The following is a 14,960-nucleotide window of genomic DNA, read 5'->3' on the forward strand; positions in this document are numbered from 1 at the left end:
CGTTCACTCGTTTCTTACCGACAGGTAGGTAGCCGGACGCAGGCAAGGGGGCCGCATGACCGCACCGGCGCGGTGGCGTACCGGCTCGGTGGCCGAAATCGGGATGCTGTTCGGTTTCGCCGCCGACACCCTGGCCGCGAGCTGGTCGTCGGTGGTCCGCCGCCGGTTCAACGTCCGCGAGACCCTGAACCAGATGTGGTTCCTGGCCGGGGTCACCGCGCTGCCCGCGGTGCTGGTGATGATCCCGTTCGGTGTGGTGGTCGCCGCCCAGGTCGGCTCGCTGACCGCGCAGATCGGCGCGCAGAACTACAGCGGCGCCGTGGTCGGGCTGCTGATCGTCGGGCAGGCCGCGCCGCTGGTCTGCGCGCTGATGATCGCCGGGGTCGGTGGTTCGGCGATGTGCGCCGACCTCGGCGCCCGCACCATCCGGGAGGAGACCGACGCGCTCGAGGTGATGGGGCTGCCGGTACTCGAACGCCTGGTGGTCCCGCGGATCGCCGCCGCCGTGGTGATCACGATGCTGCTGGACAGCCTGGTGATGGCTGTCGGGATCACCGCGAGCTTCCTCTTCCAGATCGCCGTCCTGAACGTGAGCGCCGGCAGCTTCCTGACCACTCTGACCGACTTCGCGCATCTCTCGGACTTCCTGGTCTCCCAGCTCAAGTCCGCGGTGTTCGCGGTGCTGGCCGCCGGGGTCGCCTGTTTCAAGGGAATCACCGTGAAGGGTGGTCCGGCCGGGGTGGGCAACGCGGTGAACGAGGCGGTGGTGCTCGCGTTCCTGCTGGTGTTCCTGGCCAACGTCGGGATCGGCGAGCTCTACGCCCTGGTCTCTCCTCCGGACGGGGGTTTCTGATGTCCGTCCCGTTCGTCGGCTCGCTCGGCCGCAGGCTGGTGCCCTGGTGGCACCGCGGGATCGCGGGCTTCGCCGAGGCAGGCGCGCAGTTCACCTTCTGCCTCCGGGTGCTGATGGAACTGCCCGGCGCCGTGGCCAAGCATGGACGGCACATCGTCCGCCTGGTCGCCGAGATCAGCTTCGGCTCGGCCACGCTGCTCGCCGGGGGCGGCAGTGTCGGCGTCGTCTTCGCGATGAGTTTCGTGACCGGATCGCAGATCGGGTTCGAGGGTTTCCGCGGTCTCGACCTCGTCGGCCTGTCGCCGTTGTCCGGTGCGATGTCGGGGCTCGTGAACACCCGCGAGCTGGCCCCCGTCGTGGCCGGGATCGCGCTCGCCGCCAAGGTGGGCACCGGGTTCACCGCCCAGCTGGGCGCGATGCGGATCGCCGAGGAGATCGACGCGCTGGACGCGATGTCCATCCGTTCGCTGCGGTTCCTGGTGGCGACGCGGATGATCGCCGCGTTCATCGCGGTCGTCCCGCTCTATCTGGTCGGCCTGTTCGCCTCGTACGTGGCCACCCGGCTGATCGTGGTGAACGCGAACGGCCAGTCCGGCGGCAACTACGACTACTACTTCCACCTGGTGCTGCCGCCCCAGGACATCCTGCTGTCCCTGGCGAAGGCCTTGGTGCTGGCGATGATCGTGACGATGATCCACTGCTACTACGGCTACACCGCGAGCGGCGGTCCGGAAGGCGTCGGCAGGGCGGCAGGCCGCGCGCTGCGGACCAGCATCGTGCTGATCATGGTGGCCGACATCCTGCTGTCGTTCGCCTTCTGGGGTGTCTTTCCCACCCTGCCCGGCACCGGAGCGAGCCGATGACCCGCCCCGCGGTACTCGCTTGGCGCGGTGTCGCCGGTCTGGTCGCCGGGGCGGTGGTGATCGTACTCGTGATCGCTTACGGCGCCGGGACACTCAGCGGCGACCCGTCGGTGACGTCGGAGGTGCCGGGGCAGAGCGTCGGCATCATGGAACGGTCCACAGTGGAGTATCGCGGGGCGGTGGTCGGCACCGTCGAGGAGGTGCGCGGCGATCAGCACGCCACCCGGCTGACCCTCCGGATGTTCCCGGAGCAACTGGAGAACATCCCCGCCGGAGTGCGGACCCGGATCCTGCCGCGCACGCTGTTCGGCGACCAGTACGTCGACCTCGTCCCGCCCGGACATCCCGGCGGGGGACGGCTGGACACCGATCGGCCCATCCCGGCGGACACCTCCGGCGAGACCATCGAGCTGTACACGGCCTTCAAGCGGCTGTTCACCGTGCTCCAGGCCGTGCAGCCGGCGAAAATCAACGCCGCGCTGACAGCGGTGAGCCAGGCGCTCTCCGGCCGGGGACAGCAACTCGGCGAACTGATCGACCAGGCTTACGACCTCACCTCGGACGCGCCGGGACTGCTCGGCACCTTCAGCGACACCCTCGGTTTCGTCGCGAACCTCAGTCAGCAACTCGGCGATGTCGCGCCGGAAGGCATCCAGGCGCTCAAGAACGCGATCGTCCTTTCGCAGGATCTCGTGCGGCAGCGGGGGAACATCGAAGCGCTGCTGAGCGGTGGACTCGACCTGATGGGGCAGGGGCGGCAACTGCTCGGTGACAACTCCGATCGCGTCATCAGGCTCGTCGGGAGCGGGGAGAAGGTCACCGGCGCGCTGGCAGGCAACGCGAAGGGCATCACCGACCTCTACGGGAGCTTCGGCATGCTGATGAAGAACATCGCCGGGGTGGTCGGTGACGGCCGCACCCTGCCGGTGGAACTCGACGTGACCCTGGACGGGACGCGTCCCTACACCTCGGCCGACTGCCCGCGTTACGGCGAACTGGGCGGCCCCAACTGCGGCCCGGCCCCGGAACGACGGCAGGAACAGCCCGCCCCGGCGGCGGTCGTCGCCCCGCCGTCCTTCGGCGGCACTTCCGGGCCGGTGGGCAGCGACGCCGAAGCGAGTGCGCTCGACCGGTTCGCGGACGGGCTGGCGGGACAGCCCAGGCCGAACCCGGGGAGGGGCGCGGGGATCCTGGGCGTGCTCGCCGGTCCGATCCTGCGCGGCGCCGAGGTGCTGACGCGATGAGGGCGCTGCGCGGGATGACGCCGACCTTGGTCAAACTCGGCGTGTTCGTCACGGTCTGCGCGCTGTGCACCGCGCTGGTGTCGAACACCCTTCACCGTCCTTTCGGGACACCGACCGCCGGATTCGGCGCGGTCTTCACCGACGCGCTCGGTGTCAAACCCGGGAGCGACGTCCGGATCGCCGGTGTCCGGGTCGGCAAGGTCGACGCCGTCGAACTGCGTGAAGGCAAGGCGATGGTGTCCTTCGAGGTGACCACGGACCAGAAACTGCCGTCCGGCACCGGAGCCGCGGTGCGCTACGCCGATCTGCTCGGCGCGCGGTACATCGCGCTGACCACCGGCGGGGGTGGCACGCTCGCCGAGGGGGCCACGATCCCGGTCGAGCGCACGACTCCGGCCCTCGACCTCACCAAGCTGTTCAACGGCTTCAAACCGATCTTCGACGTCCTCCAGCCCGCCGACGTCAATCAGCTCGCCAAGGAGATCGTCGCGGTCTTCCAGGGCGAGGGGCCGACGATCAACGCGCTGCTGACCAGGATCGTCTCCCTGACCGACACGTTCGCCGGGCAGGACAAGGTGATCGGGCAGGTACTGGCCAACCTTCAGCCCGTGCTCGACAGCACCATCGCGCACGGGCAGGACTTCAAGGACCTCGTCGCCGGTCTCGGCGCGCTGGCGAGCGGGCTGGCGGGGAACCGCGGGCTCGTCACGGACGCGCTCGACAGCGGCGCCCGGCTGGCCGGGACCGTCGCCGACGTCGTGCGGCGAACCCAGCCCTCGATCGACCGTGACCTGCGTTCGCTGTTCGAGCTGTCCGGAAAGCTCGACGCGAACCGGAAACCGCTCGTGGAGGCGCTGCACGATCTGCCCAAGGTGCTCGGCAAGGTCGACACCATCCTCGGGTACGGCGGCTGGGTCAACATCTACTTCTGCAACCTCGGCCTCGAAATCGCCGGTCCGCCGATCGACATCGGGAACGGCCCGCATTCGGCGGTGTGCCGATGAGGAGGCGCTTCCGCGACCGCGACCCGGTCAAACTCGCCGCCGCCGGCACGGTCGTGCTGCTCGGCATGGTCGGGTTCGCGATCGGCCTGCCGCAGGTGGTGTTCTACCAGCGCACCACCGACTACGCGGTCGAACTGGCCAACGCCTCCGGGCTCCGGCCGGACGACCAGGTGTTCATCGCGGGGGTGCCGTCGGGGCGGGTGCGCACCGTCGACCTCGCCGTGGACCGGGTGCGGGTCGGGCTCCGGCTCGACCACGACCAGGCGCTGGGGGAGGAGTCGACGGCGGGGGTCAAGGTGCAGACCGTCCTCGGGAAGCGGTACCTCGACGTCCAGCCCCGGGGCGGTGGCCGGATTCCCGCCGGTGGCACGATCCCGCTCGCCCGTACCTCGGTGCCGTTCTCGCTGGACGACCTCGGCCGTTCGGCGGCCAAGACCACCGAACAACTCGACCTCGGCGCACTCAAGCAGATGATCGAAACCCTGCGGGCGAACACCCCCGACGCGAACCTGGCCGCGCAAGCGCTGCGCGGGGTCGGGGCGGCGACCAGCGTGTTCGACAAGTACAGCGAACAGCTCAAGGGGCTCCTGGAGGGGGCCCGATCGGTGACCGCGACCCTGGCGAGCCAGCAGGACAGCCTGGTCAGGCTGCTCGGGGAGACCGATCTGATCGCCAAGGCCCTCGTCGAACGCAAGGCCACGCTGGAGAAGCTCATCACCGATCTGGCCACCCTGAGCTCGCAGGTCCGGTCCTTTTCGGACACCAACCGGCCCCTGGTGAAGCCGTTGCTCGACAGGCTGCAGACGGTCGCCAAGACGTTGGCGGACAACAAGGACCAACTCGGCAAGACCCTCGACCTGCTGGCTCCGACCGGCCGGTACCTCGCGAACGCGGGAGGCAACGGGCCCTGGCTGGACGTCGTCGGCCCGGCGGGTCCGGTGCCGGACGACCTGCTCTGCCTGTTCGGCGTCGTGAAGGGGTGCAAATGAACGCCGCCGCCCGGGTGCTGTCCCTGCTCTGCGTCGCCACCCTCCTGGTGGCCGGTGCGTTCCTCGTCCTGCGCCCGGCGCCCGCCTACACCGTGGTCGCGGAATTCCCGCAGGCGGAAGGCATCTACCCCGGCAGCAAGGTCGGGGTGCTCGGCGTGCCCCTCGGCGAGGTCACCGCCGTGGAACCGATCGGCGCCAAGGTCCGGGTCAGCCTCTCGCTCCCCGAAGGCACCAAGGTGCCCGCCGACGCGCAGGCCTGGGTGATGTCGCCCGCGGTGATCAGCGACCAGTACGTCGAGCTGACCCCGCCGTACACCACGGGACCCGCCCTCGGCGACGGCGGCGTGATCCCGGTCGGGCGGGCACACGCCCCGGTGAAGTGGGACAAGCTGATGGCGTCGCTGAACACCCTGCTCACCACCTTCGGGCCGGAACCCGGGAAGACGGACGCGCCGCTCGGCGATCTGCTGAACTCGGTGGCCGATCTGCTGCACGGCAACGGTCCCGCGTTCAAGGACGCGGTCACCCGCGTGGCGCAGGCCAGCGGGTTCGTCGCCGGGGAGCTGCCGGACGTGGCCGCCTTCCTGGAGACGCTCAAAGGGCTGGTGAGCACGCTGGCGAAGAACAAGAACACGGTCGACTCGGTGACCGGTTCGGTGAACCTGGCCGCGGCCGAACTCGGGAAACAGCAGGACACCATCGCCGCCACGATGTCGGATCTCTCGGTGATCCTCACCGACGTCGCCCAGTTGGTGAAGGACAGCGGCGGCACCTTGAACACCACGTTGTCCCAGCTGAATTCCGTGGTCGCCGAGATCGCCGCGCGCGGGCCGCAGATCGCGGAAACCCTCGACACCCTGCCGTTGGGCGCGCAGAACATCAGCAGGGCGGTGTCCGAGGACGACCGCCTCCGTGTCCGGCTGGACGTGTCGACGAATCTGTCCCAGTTCGCCGCCGGGCAGAAACTGTGCGAACGGTTCCCGATCCCGTTGTGCTCGGGTGCCGGGCTGATCAACCCGGTCCGGTTCCCGCCCTCGGTGAACGATCCGCTCGGGTTTCCGACCACCGTCGTACCGAAGGGAGGCAAGTGATGCGTAAAGGAGCCGTCGCCTCGGTCCTGGCGGTGGGGCTGCTCGGCGGCTGCGGGGTGAGCCTCCAGAACCTCGACGTCGCCGGGGTCGAAGGCCCGTCCTACCGCGTCACCGCCGTCTTCACGGAGGTGTCCGGCCTGCCCGTCGGCGGCGAGGTCAAACTCGGGCCCGCCGCCGTCGGCAAGGTGGTCTCGGCGAGGTCCGAGAACTTCCAGGCCCACGTGCTGCTCGAACTCCGCGACGACGTCCGGCTGCCGAAGGGCACACGCGCCGAGCTGAAACTGAGCACGGCGCTCGGCGACCAGTACATCGACCTTCAGCCGCCCGCGCGTACGGGAGGCGAGACGCTGGCCCCCGGCGCCGTCATCCCCGCCGCGGACACCACGCGCGGACCGGATATCGAGACCACCCTCGCCCTCCTCGGCACCGTGCTGGAGAACAGCGGATTCGAGCAGGCGAGGACGATCATCACCGAGCTCGACACCATGCTCGGCGGCCGTGAGAGGAAGATCCGGGACCTGTTGTCCCGCATCGACGGCATTCTGTCCACATTGGACTCACGGACCGCCGACTTCAAGCGCACCCTGGATTCGCTCGGCAAACTGAGTAAGACCGCCGCCGACAACAAAGCGCTGCTGGACACCGCGTTCACACAGATCGGGCCCGCGGTCACCCTGCTGCGCGATCAGCAGGGCTCGCTCAACGCCATGCTCGCCGCTGTCGCTCCGCTCGCGAACGCCGCGGACGACACCCTGGGCCGTAGCAAGGACTCGATCACCCGGATGACGCGTGATCTCGGCCCGATCCTCGACGCGTTCAACGGGTTCGCCGGCGACCTCGGCCGGACCCTCGGCGCGCTGAAGACCGTCGGGGGAGTGCTGGACAGGACGATTCCGGGCGACTACCTGAACACCGACCTCGTCGTGAACGTCCCGGCGTCGCTGGCGTCGTTGTTCACCTCGTTCCTCGGCGGCCCGGCGGCGCCACCGGGTGCTCCCGTGCCGGGTGGCGCGGGCGGACCTCTGCTGGGAGGGACCCGATGAGGAACGGCCGCAGGCTACCCGTGGTGCAACTCGCGCTGTTCCTGGCGATCGGTGTCGGCTGCTCCGTCTACCTCGGCGTGACCGCGGTCGGCCCGGCCGAGTTCCGGGACGCGACGCGGGTGACCGTCCAGATGCCCGACGCCGGCGGTATCGCCCCCGGAGCCGCGGTGACCTATCTCGGGGTGCGCGCCGGGGACGTGGACGCCGTGCGGCTGCGCCCGGACGGGGCCGGAGTGGACATCGACTTCAGCTTCGACGGCCGGTTGCGGGTCCCGGCCGACACCGCGGTGGCCGTGGCACAGGACACCGCCGTCGCACTCAAACATCTGGACCTGCGCCCGGCCGCGGACAAGGCGCCCTACCTGGCCGACGGGGCGATCATCCGGTCCGGACAGACGGAGAAGGTGCTGCCGCTGCAGACGTTGCTGGTGAACCTGATGCGGCTCACCGACAGCGTCGACCTCGGCAAGGTCTCCGCGATCGCGGACGACCTGTCCGCCGGACTCGACGGGACCACCCGGCAGTTGCAAGACCTCATCGCCAGTGGTGGTCAGGTCGTCGAAGGCCTGAACGCGATGCGGCCCACCATCACCAGCCTGCTCGTCGACGCCGAGGACTTCCTCGGTCAGGGCACCTCGGCTCGGCTGCCCCAAGTGGTCAGCTCGCTCAACCGGATGACCGGCGTGCTGCGCGGTCTGGTGCCCGAGGTGACGCCGCTCTTGGAGAAGGCACCCGACCTGGCGGCACAACTGGTCCCGTTGCTGCGGACGAACCAACCGCAGATCAGCGCGCTGCTGGCCAACCTGGTGTCCCCGCTCGAAGTCACCGCCGACCGGATCCCGGCCCTGCGAGCCCTGTTCACGGCCGGGCCGGAAGGACTCGGAGACCTGGCGAGCGCCGCCAGGGACGGACATGCCGAATTCACTTTGGTGCTGGCACAGGGCGGGATCTGCTACTACCCGGTGGAGCGCCGCACGCCGACGGACACCAAGGCGCGGGAGCCGGGGCTCGACTTCCATTGCCCGGGCGGCCAGCGGGACGACTCCGGGGTGCGCGGCGCGGCGAACGCGCCCAGACCGGGCACCGGCTCAAGAGACCCCGCCGTGCCCCCGCCCACCGGCGCGCCGGATTCGTCAGCCGGTCGTGCTTCCTGGTCGTCCCTGTATCTGCAAGGAGCGCGATGATGAAGAACACGCAGGTCAAAACTGTTACCCGGCGGGTGGCGGGTCGCCCGTCCACCACCAAGAAGAGCGACCGCCTCGTTCCGTCGCCGGTGCCGAGGACGCCTCCGCCGGTCGAAGAGAAGCCCGAACCGGTCGTGGCGGCCGAAGATCCCGAGCGCCCGCGAAAAGTGGTCCTGCGTCCGCGTCGGATCCTCGCCGGAGTCTTGGTACTGCTTCTGATCGGCGCCGCCGCGTTCGCGGGCTGGCAGTGGTACCGGCACGAGCGGCTGGACAGCGCGCGGGACGAGGCTTCGGCAGCCGCGGGGAAGTACGCCGTCGAGCTGACCAGTTACGACTTCGGCAAGCTCGACGAGAACTTCAAGACCGTCGCGGGGAACTCCACCGCCGCCTTCGCCCAGCAGTACCAGGAAACCACGAACGGCATCAAACCCCTTCTCCAGCAGTACAAAGCGGTCTCGAAGAGCACCGTGCTGCAGAACGGGATCGTCGACGCGACGACCGACCGGGTGGTCGCCGTGCTGTTCGTCGACCAGACGATCACCAACACCAACAGCCCACAAGCCCGTGTCGACCGGAACCGCGTCGAACTCACCCTGGTCCACCAGGACGGCCGATGGCTCATCGACGGGCTTCAACTGCGGTGATACCGAGGTCGATCGCGGCAGAGGCCTGGAACCCCCTGACGCAGGCGTCCGGTCTGCGTGTTTTGGGACCGGGGCGTAGCGAAAGCCACTTTCGGGACGTCTGATGTCCCGAAAGTGGCTTTCACGACACGAGCGTTCAGCATCGGACGCGACGAAGGGGACCTTCGCCCGTCACCGGCCTCGCCCACGAACACGACCCGACGCGGTCTGGAGCGTCACGTGTGGACAAGCAGAGTGCGGCCGGCTTTCGCCTGCCGGTCCGATCGAGCGTGGACCGGGGCCTCGTGGGAAGGGCTGGCTCAGAACCAGTGAGCGCGGCCGCCCACCTTGCGTCCCGTGCCGCCGAGGATCGCGAGAACGACACCCACGACGGCGAGTACGGCGCCGATGGTGGTCAGCACGGGAATGCCGACGATCAGGCCGATCACGAGGATGATGACTCCGAGCACGATCATGGTGACTCTCTCTTTTCTTTGCGCGGCCGAAACGAATCTGCCGGCACGATTGGGGACCGTTGCCTACCTGTTCCCCTGCCTGTGCCGCGCCAAACATCGAAGTAGGAGGTTTCATCCGTCCGCCGATGGGTACGTGGCGAGGAGTCGTTGTGAAGGCTCGCTGGAGGAATCTTGTTGTCGTTTCGCAGGAAAGCGCTCGTACCCGTTGGTGATGTCGAGCGGGCGATCGCCGTGCTGGTCGCCCGTGGGGTCAGTCGTGGGCGGGCGGGTGCCGAGTTGAGGGAGATGGCGCGCCGGCGGCACATCTCGCTGTCACGTTGTGCGGCCTTGGTGGCGCGATCCTCGTGTGCGGTTTGAACCACTCGTCCCCGTGGTACTGAAGGAGATCATCGCTGTCTTCCTGCGGAGGGGTGCTCGTGCAGATCCAAGTCAACACCGACCACAACGTCCACGGCGGCGAACGCCTGGCCACCTACGTGAAGACGGATCTGGAGAGCAACCTGTCCAGGTTCGTAGGGTGGTTGACCCGGGTGGAGGTGCACCTCAGCGACAACGGGGGTGCGAAGTCGGAAGACAAGAAGTGCGTGATCGAAGCGCGCCCCGGGGGCAAACAACCCGTCGTGGTCACCCATCACGCGGCGACGGTGGACGACGCGTACGCCGGTGCGGCGCACAAACTGAGGAGCCTGCTGGATTCCCAGTATTCCCGCGCCCACGACCACAAGGGCAGCGAAAGCATTCGCCACATGGCCGCTCCCGAGGATCCTGAACAGGTCGGCGTGATCGAGAGCGAAACGCAGGCTACGACCACCAACTGACTTCACTGTTCACCGAGCGGGTGTGCCGGGATCCGGCGCACCCGCTCGGTCGTCCTCGGCTACCCATCTGAACCAGCCGCCCTGACGACGGCCCAGTGTCAGCGACTTCACCGATCAGAAATCCTCCGCCGCATCGTCGGTTCTGGTGGCTCTGTCACACCGGTGGAAGGATCGATGACCATGACCGACGCTGGACCGCTGGGCGCCGACGAGGCCACGTTCATCGCGGTGGCCCGCTCAGGCGATGCGGCGCGGTTCGCGCTCATCACGGAGCGCCACCGGCGTGAGCTGCAGGTGCACTGCTACCGGATGCTCGCGAACTACGAAGACGCCCAGGACATGACGCAGGAGACGTTCCTGCGAGCGTGGAACAAGCGAGAGTCGTTCAAGGGGCGCGCCGCGCTGCGGACCTGGCTGTACCGGATCGCGACGAACGTCTGTCTCGACTTCCTGGAGAAGCGCAACGACCGCACACCCGTACCGGCCGGGCTGTCGGACCCCGGCTCCGAACTGCTGTACCTGCAGCCGTACCCCGACCGGATGCTCCCCGCGGACCCGCAGGAATCGGCGGTGGCGCGGGAGACGATCGAACTGGCGTTCATCGTCGCCGTCCAGCACCTGCCGCCGCGGCAGCGGGCGGTGTTCATCCTGCGCGACGTCCTCGGCTGGCCGACGTCGAAGGCCGCCGACGCCCTCGAGCTGACCGTCGCCTCCGTGACCAGCGCCCTGCAGCGGGCGCGCGTGACGATGCGCGAACAGCTGCCCGACCGCCGCCTCGACTGGCGGAGCCCCGCCACCCACGAGCTGTCGGGTGACGAGCGCGGCGTGGTGAAGTCCTACATCGACGCCCACGAGCGCAACGACCTCGACGGGCTGATGTCCCTGCTGCGCGACGAACTGCGATTCGCGATGCTGCCCGAGTCGGGCACCGTGCTCATGACGGCCAAGGACGCGGTGGACGGCTGGGTCTCCGGTGGGCTCTTCCAGCGCGGCCACGACGACTGGCGCGGTATCGCCACGACCGTCAACCGCATGCCCGCCGCCGTGCTGTACCTGCGCACCCCCGACGAGCCGGAGCACCGGCTGTTCGCCATCGCGGTCCTGCGCATCGTCGACGGGAAGATCGCCGACCTCACCGGATTCGACGCCGCCGGCAAACCATGGCTGGGCTTGCCGCGGACACTGTGATCACCCGAGTCCTATCAGTGCCTCGTCTCGTATCGGGTCAACAGCACGCCGCCGGGAAACGTCCGGGTCTCCACCAGGTTCAGGTTCACCCAGCTGTCCAGCGCCGTGAAGAACGGCGTGCCGCCGCCCACCAAGACCGGCACGGTGACCAGCACGTACTCGTCGATCAGCCCGGCTCGCATGGCCGCCCCGGCGAGCGTCGCGCCGCCGATGTCCATCGGGCCGTCGTCCTCGGCCTTGAGCCGGGTGATCTCGGTGACCGCGTCGCCGGTGACCAGGCGGGTGTTCCCGTCGACCGTGCCGGTCGTCGAGGAGAACACCACCTTCGGCATGTCCCGCCAGCGGCGGGCGTACTCGATCACCGCCGGTGTGGCGCCGGGCTGCCGGTCGGCGGTCGGCCAGTGGGAACTCATCGCCTCCCACAGCTTGCGCCCGTACAGCGCCAGGCCCGTCGCCGCCACCCGGTCGGACCACCACCGGAACAGCTCGTCGCTCGGCGACGAGTCCGGGCCCTCACCCCCGCTCCAGCCGAGGTCGTCGCCGGGCGCGGCGATGTACCCGTCCAGGGTCACGTTCATGCCAAAGGTCAATTTCCGCATGCGTCAGCCTCCGTGAGTCGATCTCACCTGTACAGACGGGCGCGGCGCGAAAACCTGATCGGTTCTGCGGCGGAGATCCGGGAGGTGGGACTAGCGTAGAAGGCATGGCCGAGGTTCGTGTTGGTGTGGTGTTCCGTCCGCAGTTGCCGCCGGAGGAGCTGCGGGAGACCGTCGTGGCGGCCGACAAAGCCGGTATCGACGAGCTGTGGCTGTGGGAGGACTGTTTCCTCGAAGGTGGTCCCACCAGTGCCGCGGCCGCGCTGGCCTGGAGCGAGCGGCTCACCGTCGGGATCGGGCTGATGCCGGTGCCACTGCGCAACCCGGCCGTCGCCGCCATGGAGATCGCGACGCTGGCGCGGCTGTTCCCGGGCCGGTTCATCCCGGCCGTCGGGCACGGGGTGCTCGACTGGATGGCGCAGGTCGGCGCCCGGGCCGCGTCGCCGATGACGTTACTGCGCGAGCACGCCGACGCCGTCCGGCGGCTGCTGCACGGCGAGACCGTCAGCGTGACCGGGCGCTATGTGACCCTCGACGCGGTGTCACTGGACTGGCCGCCGGTGCAGGTCCCACCCCTGATCATCGGCGCGCGGGGGCCGAAGACCGTCGCGCTGGCCGGAGAGGTGGGCGACGGCGTGCTCCTCGACTCCCCGCTCGCCACTCCCGAGTACGTCGCGTCGGAGAAAGCCCGTGCCACGGAGGCGGCACGGGCCGCGGGACGGCCGGCGCCGCAGGTCGTCACCTTCGCGGAGATCGAGCAGGACGCGCCCGCCCTCGGCGACCGGGCACGCGCCCTGATCGCCGAGCTGGGCGCGGCCGGCGCCACCTCCGTCATCCTGCAAGGCACGTCGGAGCACCCCGACCCGGGCCCGCTCATCGCCGCACTGTCCCGCTGACAACCGACCCGCTGGGCGGGCGCACTCGTCGGTCACGGGTTTGCGCCGGCGGCCAACTCGCGGAGTGAGGGTGCGAGCCGCTCGGCGTAGTCCGGATCGACCTGCTGGGCCTCGGTCAGCAAAGCCTCGCACGCGGCGGTGAACGCCCGGCTCAGCTCGGCGGGGTCCAACGAGCGCACCAGCGCGTCCATGATCGGGTCGGCCGTTTCAGCAGGGAGATCGTCGATGCCCCGGCCTTGTGTGGCAGGCACGTCGTGGCGCAGACAAGCGAGATTGAACACCTCATCGCGCATTCCGCTGATCATGTGTTCCGCCTGCCGGACTCGACGCCTGGCGATGCTCGACCTGGCATGCAGCGCGTAGAGCCAAGCCCAGTCGATGAGGTCCCTCGCCACCGGCGGCCTTGTTTTCTCGACGTCATTCGCTTCACCGAAAAGCACTTCGAAGCGCGGACCGGTCGGGCCGAAGTCTTCGTCGTGCCAGAACGCGATATCGACTTGAAGAGTGCCGGGCAGCAAGAACACCCTGAACAACGTGTTTCCCGCCTGGACATCCAGATGGGTGATCGCATGGTGGTTCCGATAGAGCGATTCGGTCCATAGCGCGACGAATTCGTCGTAGTCGACGTCGGGAGCCAATCGCAGCGCCAGGTCGATGTCGGACCAGCGGTCTTCTTTGCCGTGTGCACTTGATCCGGCGAATCCCGCCGCCGTGATCCTTGGTTCGGCCTTCGCCGCCGCCACCAGCTCGTCACGGACACGGTCTCGCTCGGCTGTTGTGAACACGACACCGTACGTTACCAGTGACTTGCGAACAAACCATCCTGTCCTTGACGTGTCTTCCCTGATAACCAGAGAAAGACACGTCAAGGGTGGGATCCTGCTCGTTCAGGACTTCTTGCGGGGTAAGGGTTTCACTCCGCGACCGAACGCTATTGGCCGGTTTTCTCTTCCAGCGCACGGCGTCGAGCGGTCACCTCGTCGGGGTCGTCCCCGAGGACCAGTAGTTGCAAGGTGCTTTGCCGGATCGGATTGTCCGTGTGGCCGGTGTCATGACCGGCCACGACGAGCAGGCCACCGGCGGCCAAGGCCGGGCGTATCTCGGCGAGCAGGTCGGTGAGTGCGCCGGCGACGGTCAGCTTCACGGATTCGGCGGGGTGGTCAAGGGTGTCGGGGCGGGCGGACTGCATCGCCAGCAAAGGGATCGAGCCACTGGTGATCCGGAAGTTCAGATCGAGCACGACCTGCTGGCCGTCCCGGGTTTCGGCGCAGTCGAGGCTGCACAGGCCGCGGTAGCCGACATCGGCCGCGCGCTGGGTGATCGCCAGGCATTCGGCGAGCAGTTCGGCAGGAGGAGTGGTGACCGCACCGAATCTGCCGCCGGCATAGACCCCGATCGCGTCGACGCGTTGTTCGGTCACGGCCAGCAGGCGGGCCCGCGCGTCCGCTGCCACGTAGAACTGCAGGCCCCAGTTGCGCTGGATCTGCAGGTACTCCTCGACGACGAACTCGTTGAGAACATCGGTGAACGCCGGCAGCGTGATCTGCTCGTCGGCCTGGTGCAGATAGACATCGAGGCTGCCGCCGTGCGCGTCGTTGGTCGCGGCCTTGAGCACCCACGACTTCTCCGCCGGTGCCGCCTCCGCGAGTTGCCCGCGGGTCACGACGCTGCGGTGCGCTTGGAAACGCGGATCGACCAAGGTGGTGATGCTGGCTTTGTTGTTCAAATAGCCGACGAGTTGCGCGCTTTTGAGCGCGCGTTCGTCCGGGCACAGCGTGGTCGGCTGCGGGTATTCCATCGACATCAGCAGGCCGTCGGATATCGCTTCGGTCACGCGCGCGGCGAATTCCCTTTCGGTTCGGAACTCGCGCAGGTCGGTGCCGACAGGCAGGCCGCTGTCACGCAGGTGTGCCAGCAAATCCGGGTCCGTGCCACCGGCACTGCAGATTACGGGCATGTCGGCCGCGACAGCGATCGGTCGCGCGGAAACCACGTCGCGGGTGTGGCGGTGCCTGTTCACAGGTTCGGTGGCGGCCAGTTCGGGGCGTGCGCAGACGGCGATGCCGGGACCGTACACATCGGTGAGGGAACG

At 68.6% G+C, this 14,960-nt stretch carries 16 protein-coding genes; 12 read left to right on the forward strand and 4 right to left on the reverse strand.

Annotated features, from left to right (window positions below):
* Window positions 1-55 precede the first annotated feature (55 nt).
* Genes ACLJPX_RS01680 through ACLJPX_RS01720 form a run of 9 tightly spaced genes read left to right on the forward strand, consistent with a single transcriptional unit; the run spans window position 56 to window position 8,915 of the window.
* Window positions 56-853, forward strand: coding sequence for an MlaE family ABC transporter permease (locus tag ACLJPX_RS01680; protein WP_410598375.1), 798 nt, complete (start codon window positions 56-58; stop codon window positions 851-853).
* Window positions 853-1,716 (forward strand): MlaE family ABC transporter permease, encoded by an 864-nt coding sequence (locus ACLJPX_RS01685; protein WP_410598376.1) that lies wholly within the window; start codon window positions 853-855, stop codon window positions 1,714-1,716. The genes ACLJPX_RS01680 and ACLJPX_RS01685 overlap by 1 nt, the downstream gene beginning before the upstream one ends.
* A complete protein-coding gene (locus ACLJPX_RS01690; protein WP_410598377.1) occupies window positions 1,713-2,960 on the forward strand; it encodes an MCE family protein in 1,248 nt (415 codons plus the stop codon). The genes ACLJPX_RS01685 and ACLJPX_RS01690 overlap by 4 nt, the downstream gene beginning before the upstream one ends.
* On the forward strand, window positions 2,957-3,964 hold the full coding sequence (locus tag ACLJPX_RS01695) for an MCE family protein (RefSeq protein WP_410598378.1): 1,008 nt from the start codon (window positions 2,957-2,959) through the stop codon (window positions 3,962-3,964). Before ACLJPX_RS01690 ends, ACLJPX_RS01695 begins: the two co-directional genes overlap by 4 nt.
* Window positions 3,961-4,953 (forward strand): MCE family protein, encoded by a 993-nt coding sequence (locus ACLJPX_RS01700; RefSeq protein WP_410598379.1) that lies wholly within the window; start codon window positions 3,961-3,963, stop codon window positions 4,951-4,953. The genes ACLJPX_RS01695 and ACLJPX_RS01700 overlap by 4 nt, the downstream gene beginning before the upstream one ends.
* Window positions 4,950-6,044 (forward strand): MCE family protein, encoded by a 1,095-nt coding sequence (locus ACLJPX_RS01705; RefSeq protein ID WP_410598380.1) that lies wholly within the window; start codon window positions 4,950-4,952, stop codon window positions 6,042-6,044. The genes ACLJPX_RS01700 and ACLJPX_RS01705 overlap by 4 nt, the downstream gene beginning before the upstream one ends.
* On the forward strand, window positions 6,044-7,087 hold the full coding sequence (locus tag ACLJPX_RS01710) for an MCE family protein (RefSeq protein WP_410598381.1): 1,044 nt from the start codon (window positions 6,044-6,046) through the stop codon (window positions 7,085-7,087). The genes ACLJPX_RS01705 and ACLJPX_RS01710 overlap by 1 nt, the downstream gene beginning before the upstream one ends.
* Window positions 7,084-8,271, forward strand: coding sequence for an MCE family protein (locus ACLJPX_RS01715; RefSeq protein ID WP_410598382.1), 1,188 nt, complete (start codon window positions 7,084-7,086; stop codon window positions 8,269-8,271). The genes ACLJPX_RS01710 and ACLJPX_RS01715 overlap by 4 nt, the downstream gene beginning before the upstream one ends.
* Complete coding sequence (locus tag ACLJPX_RS01720; RefSeq protein ID WP_410598383.1) at window positions 8,271-8,915, forward strand: hypothetical protein; 645 nt, start codon at window positions 8,271-8,273, stop codon at window positions 8,913-8,915. Before ACLJPX_RS01715 ends, ACLJPX_RS01720 begins: the two co-directional genes overlap by 1 nt.
* A 299-nt stretch (window positions 8,916-9,214) precedes the next feature.
* Here the strand turns inward: ACLJPX_RS01720 and ACLJPX_RS01725 are convergent, their stop codons facing one another.
* Window positions 9,215-9,370, reverse strand: a complete 156-nt coding sequence (locus ACLJPX_RS01725) for a hypothetical protein (RefSeq protein WP_101607226.1) — start codon at window positions 9,368-9,370, stop codon at window positions 9,215-9,217.
* A gap of 410 nt (window positions 9,371-9,780) precedes the next feature.
* On the opposite strand from ACLJPX_RS01725, the gene ACLJPX_RS01730 reads away from it, so the two are divergent.
* Both ACLJPX_RS01730 and ACLJPX_RS01735 read left to right on the forward strand, forming a co-directional pair.
* On the forward strand, window positions 9,781-10,188 hold the full coding sequence (locus ACLJPX_RS01730; RefSeq protein WP_410598384.1) for an HPF/RaiA family ribosome-associated protein: 408 nt from the start codon (window positions 9,781-9,783) through the stop codon (window positions 10,186-10,188).
* Between the two features lie 180 nt (window positions 10,189-10,368).
* The gene (locus ACLJPX_RS01735) at window positions 10,369-11,376 is read left to right on the forward strand and encodes an RNA polymerase subunit sigma-70 (protein ID WP_410598385.1); all 1,008 of its coding nucleotides are present in this window, start codon (window positions 10,369-10,371) and stop codon (window positions 11,374-11,376) included.
* A 14-nt stretch (window positions 11,377-11,390) separates the two neighbouring features.
* Here ACLJPX_RS01735 and ACLJPX_RS01740 read toward each other — a convergent pair whose 3' ends face one another.
* Window positions 11,391-11,975 (reverse strand): dihydrofolate reductase family protein, encoded by a 585-nt coding sequence (locus tag ACLJPX_RS01740; protein WP_410598386.1) that lies wholly within the window; start codon window positions 11,973-11,975, stop codon window positions 11,391-11,393.
* 104 nt (window positions 11,976-12,079) lie between these two features.
* On the opposite strand from ACLJPX_RS01740, the gene ACLJPX_RS01745 reads away from it, so the two are divergent.
* The gene (locus ACLJPX_RS01745; protein ID WP_410598387.1) at window positions 12,080-12,868 is read left to right on the forward strand and encodes an LLM class flavin-dependent oxidoreductase; all 789 of its coding nucleotides are present in this window, start codon (window positions 12,080-12,082) and stop codon (window positions 12,866-12,868) included.
* A gap of 32 nt (window positions 12,869-12,900) precedes the next feature.
* On the opposite strand, the gene ACLJPX_RS01750 is transcribed toward ACLJPX_RS01745, so the two are convergent.
* On the reverse strand, window positions 12,901-13,653 hold the full coding sequence (locus ACLJPX_RS01750) for a nucleotidyltransferase domain-containing protein (protein WP_410598388.1): 753 nt from the start codon (window positions 13,651-13,653) through the stop codon (window positions 12,901-12,903).
* Window positions 13,654-13,799: 146 nt separating this feature from the next.
* The gene (locus ACLJPX_RS01755; protein WP_410598389.1) at window positions 13,800-14,945 is read right to left on the reverse strand and encodes a hypothetical protein; all 1,146 of its coding nucleotides are present in this window, start codon (window positions 14,943-14,945) and stop codon (window positions 13,800-13,802) included.
* Window positions 14,946-14,960: the final 15 nt, after the last annotated feature.

This window comes from Amycolatopsis sp. lyj-90 (genome assembly GCF_046549035.1).
GTDB lineage: Bacteria > Actinomycetota > Actinomycetes > Mycobacteriales > Pseudonocardiaceae > Amycolatopsis.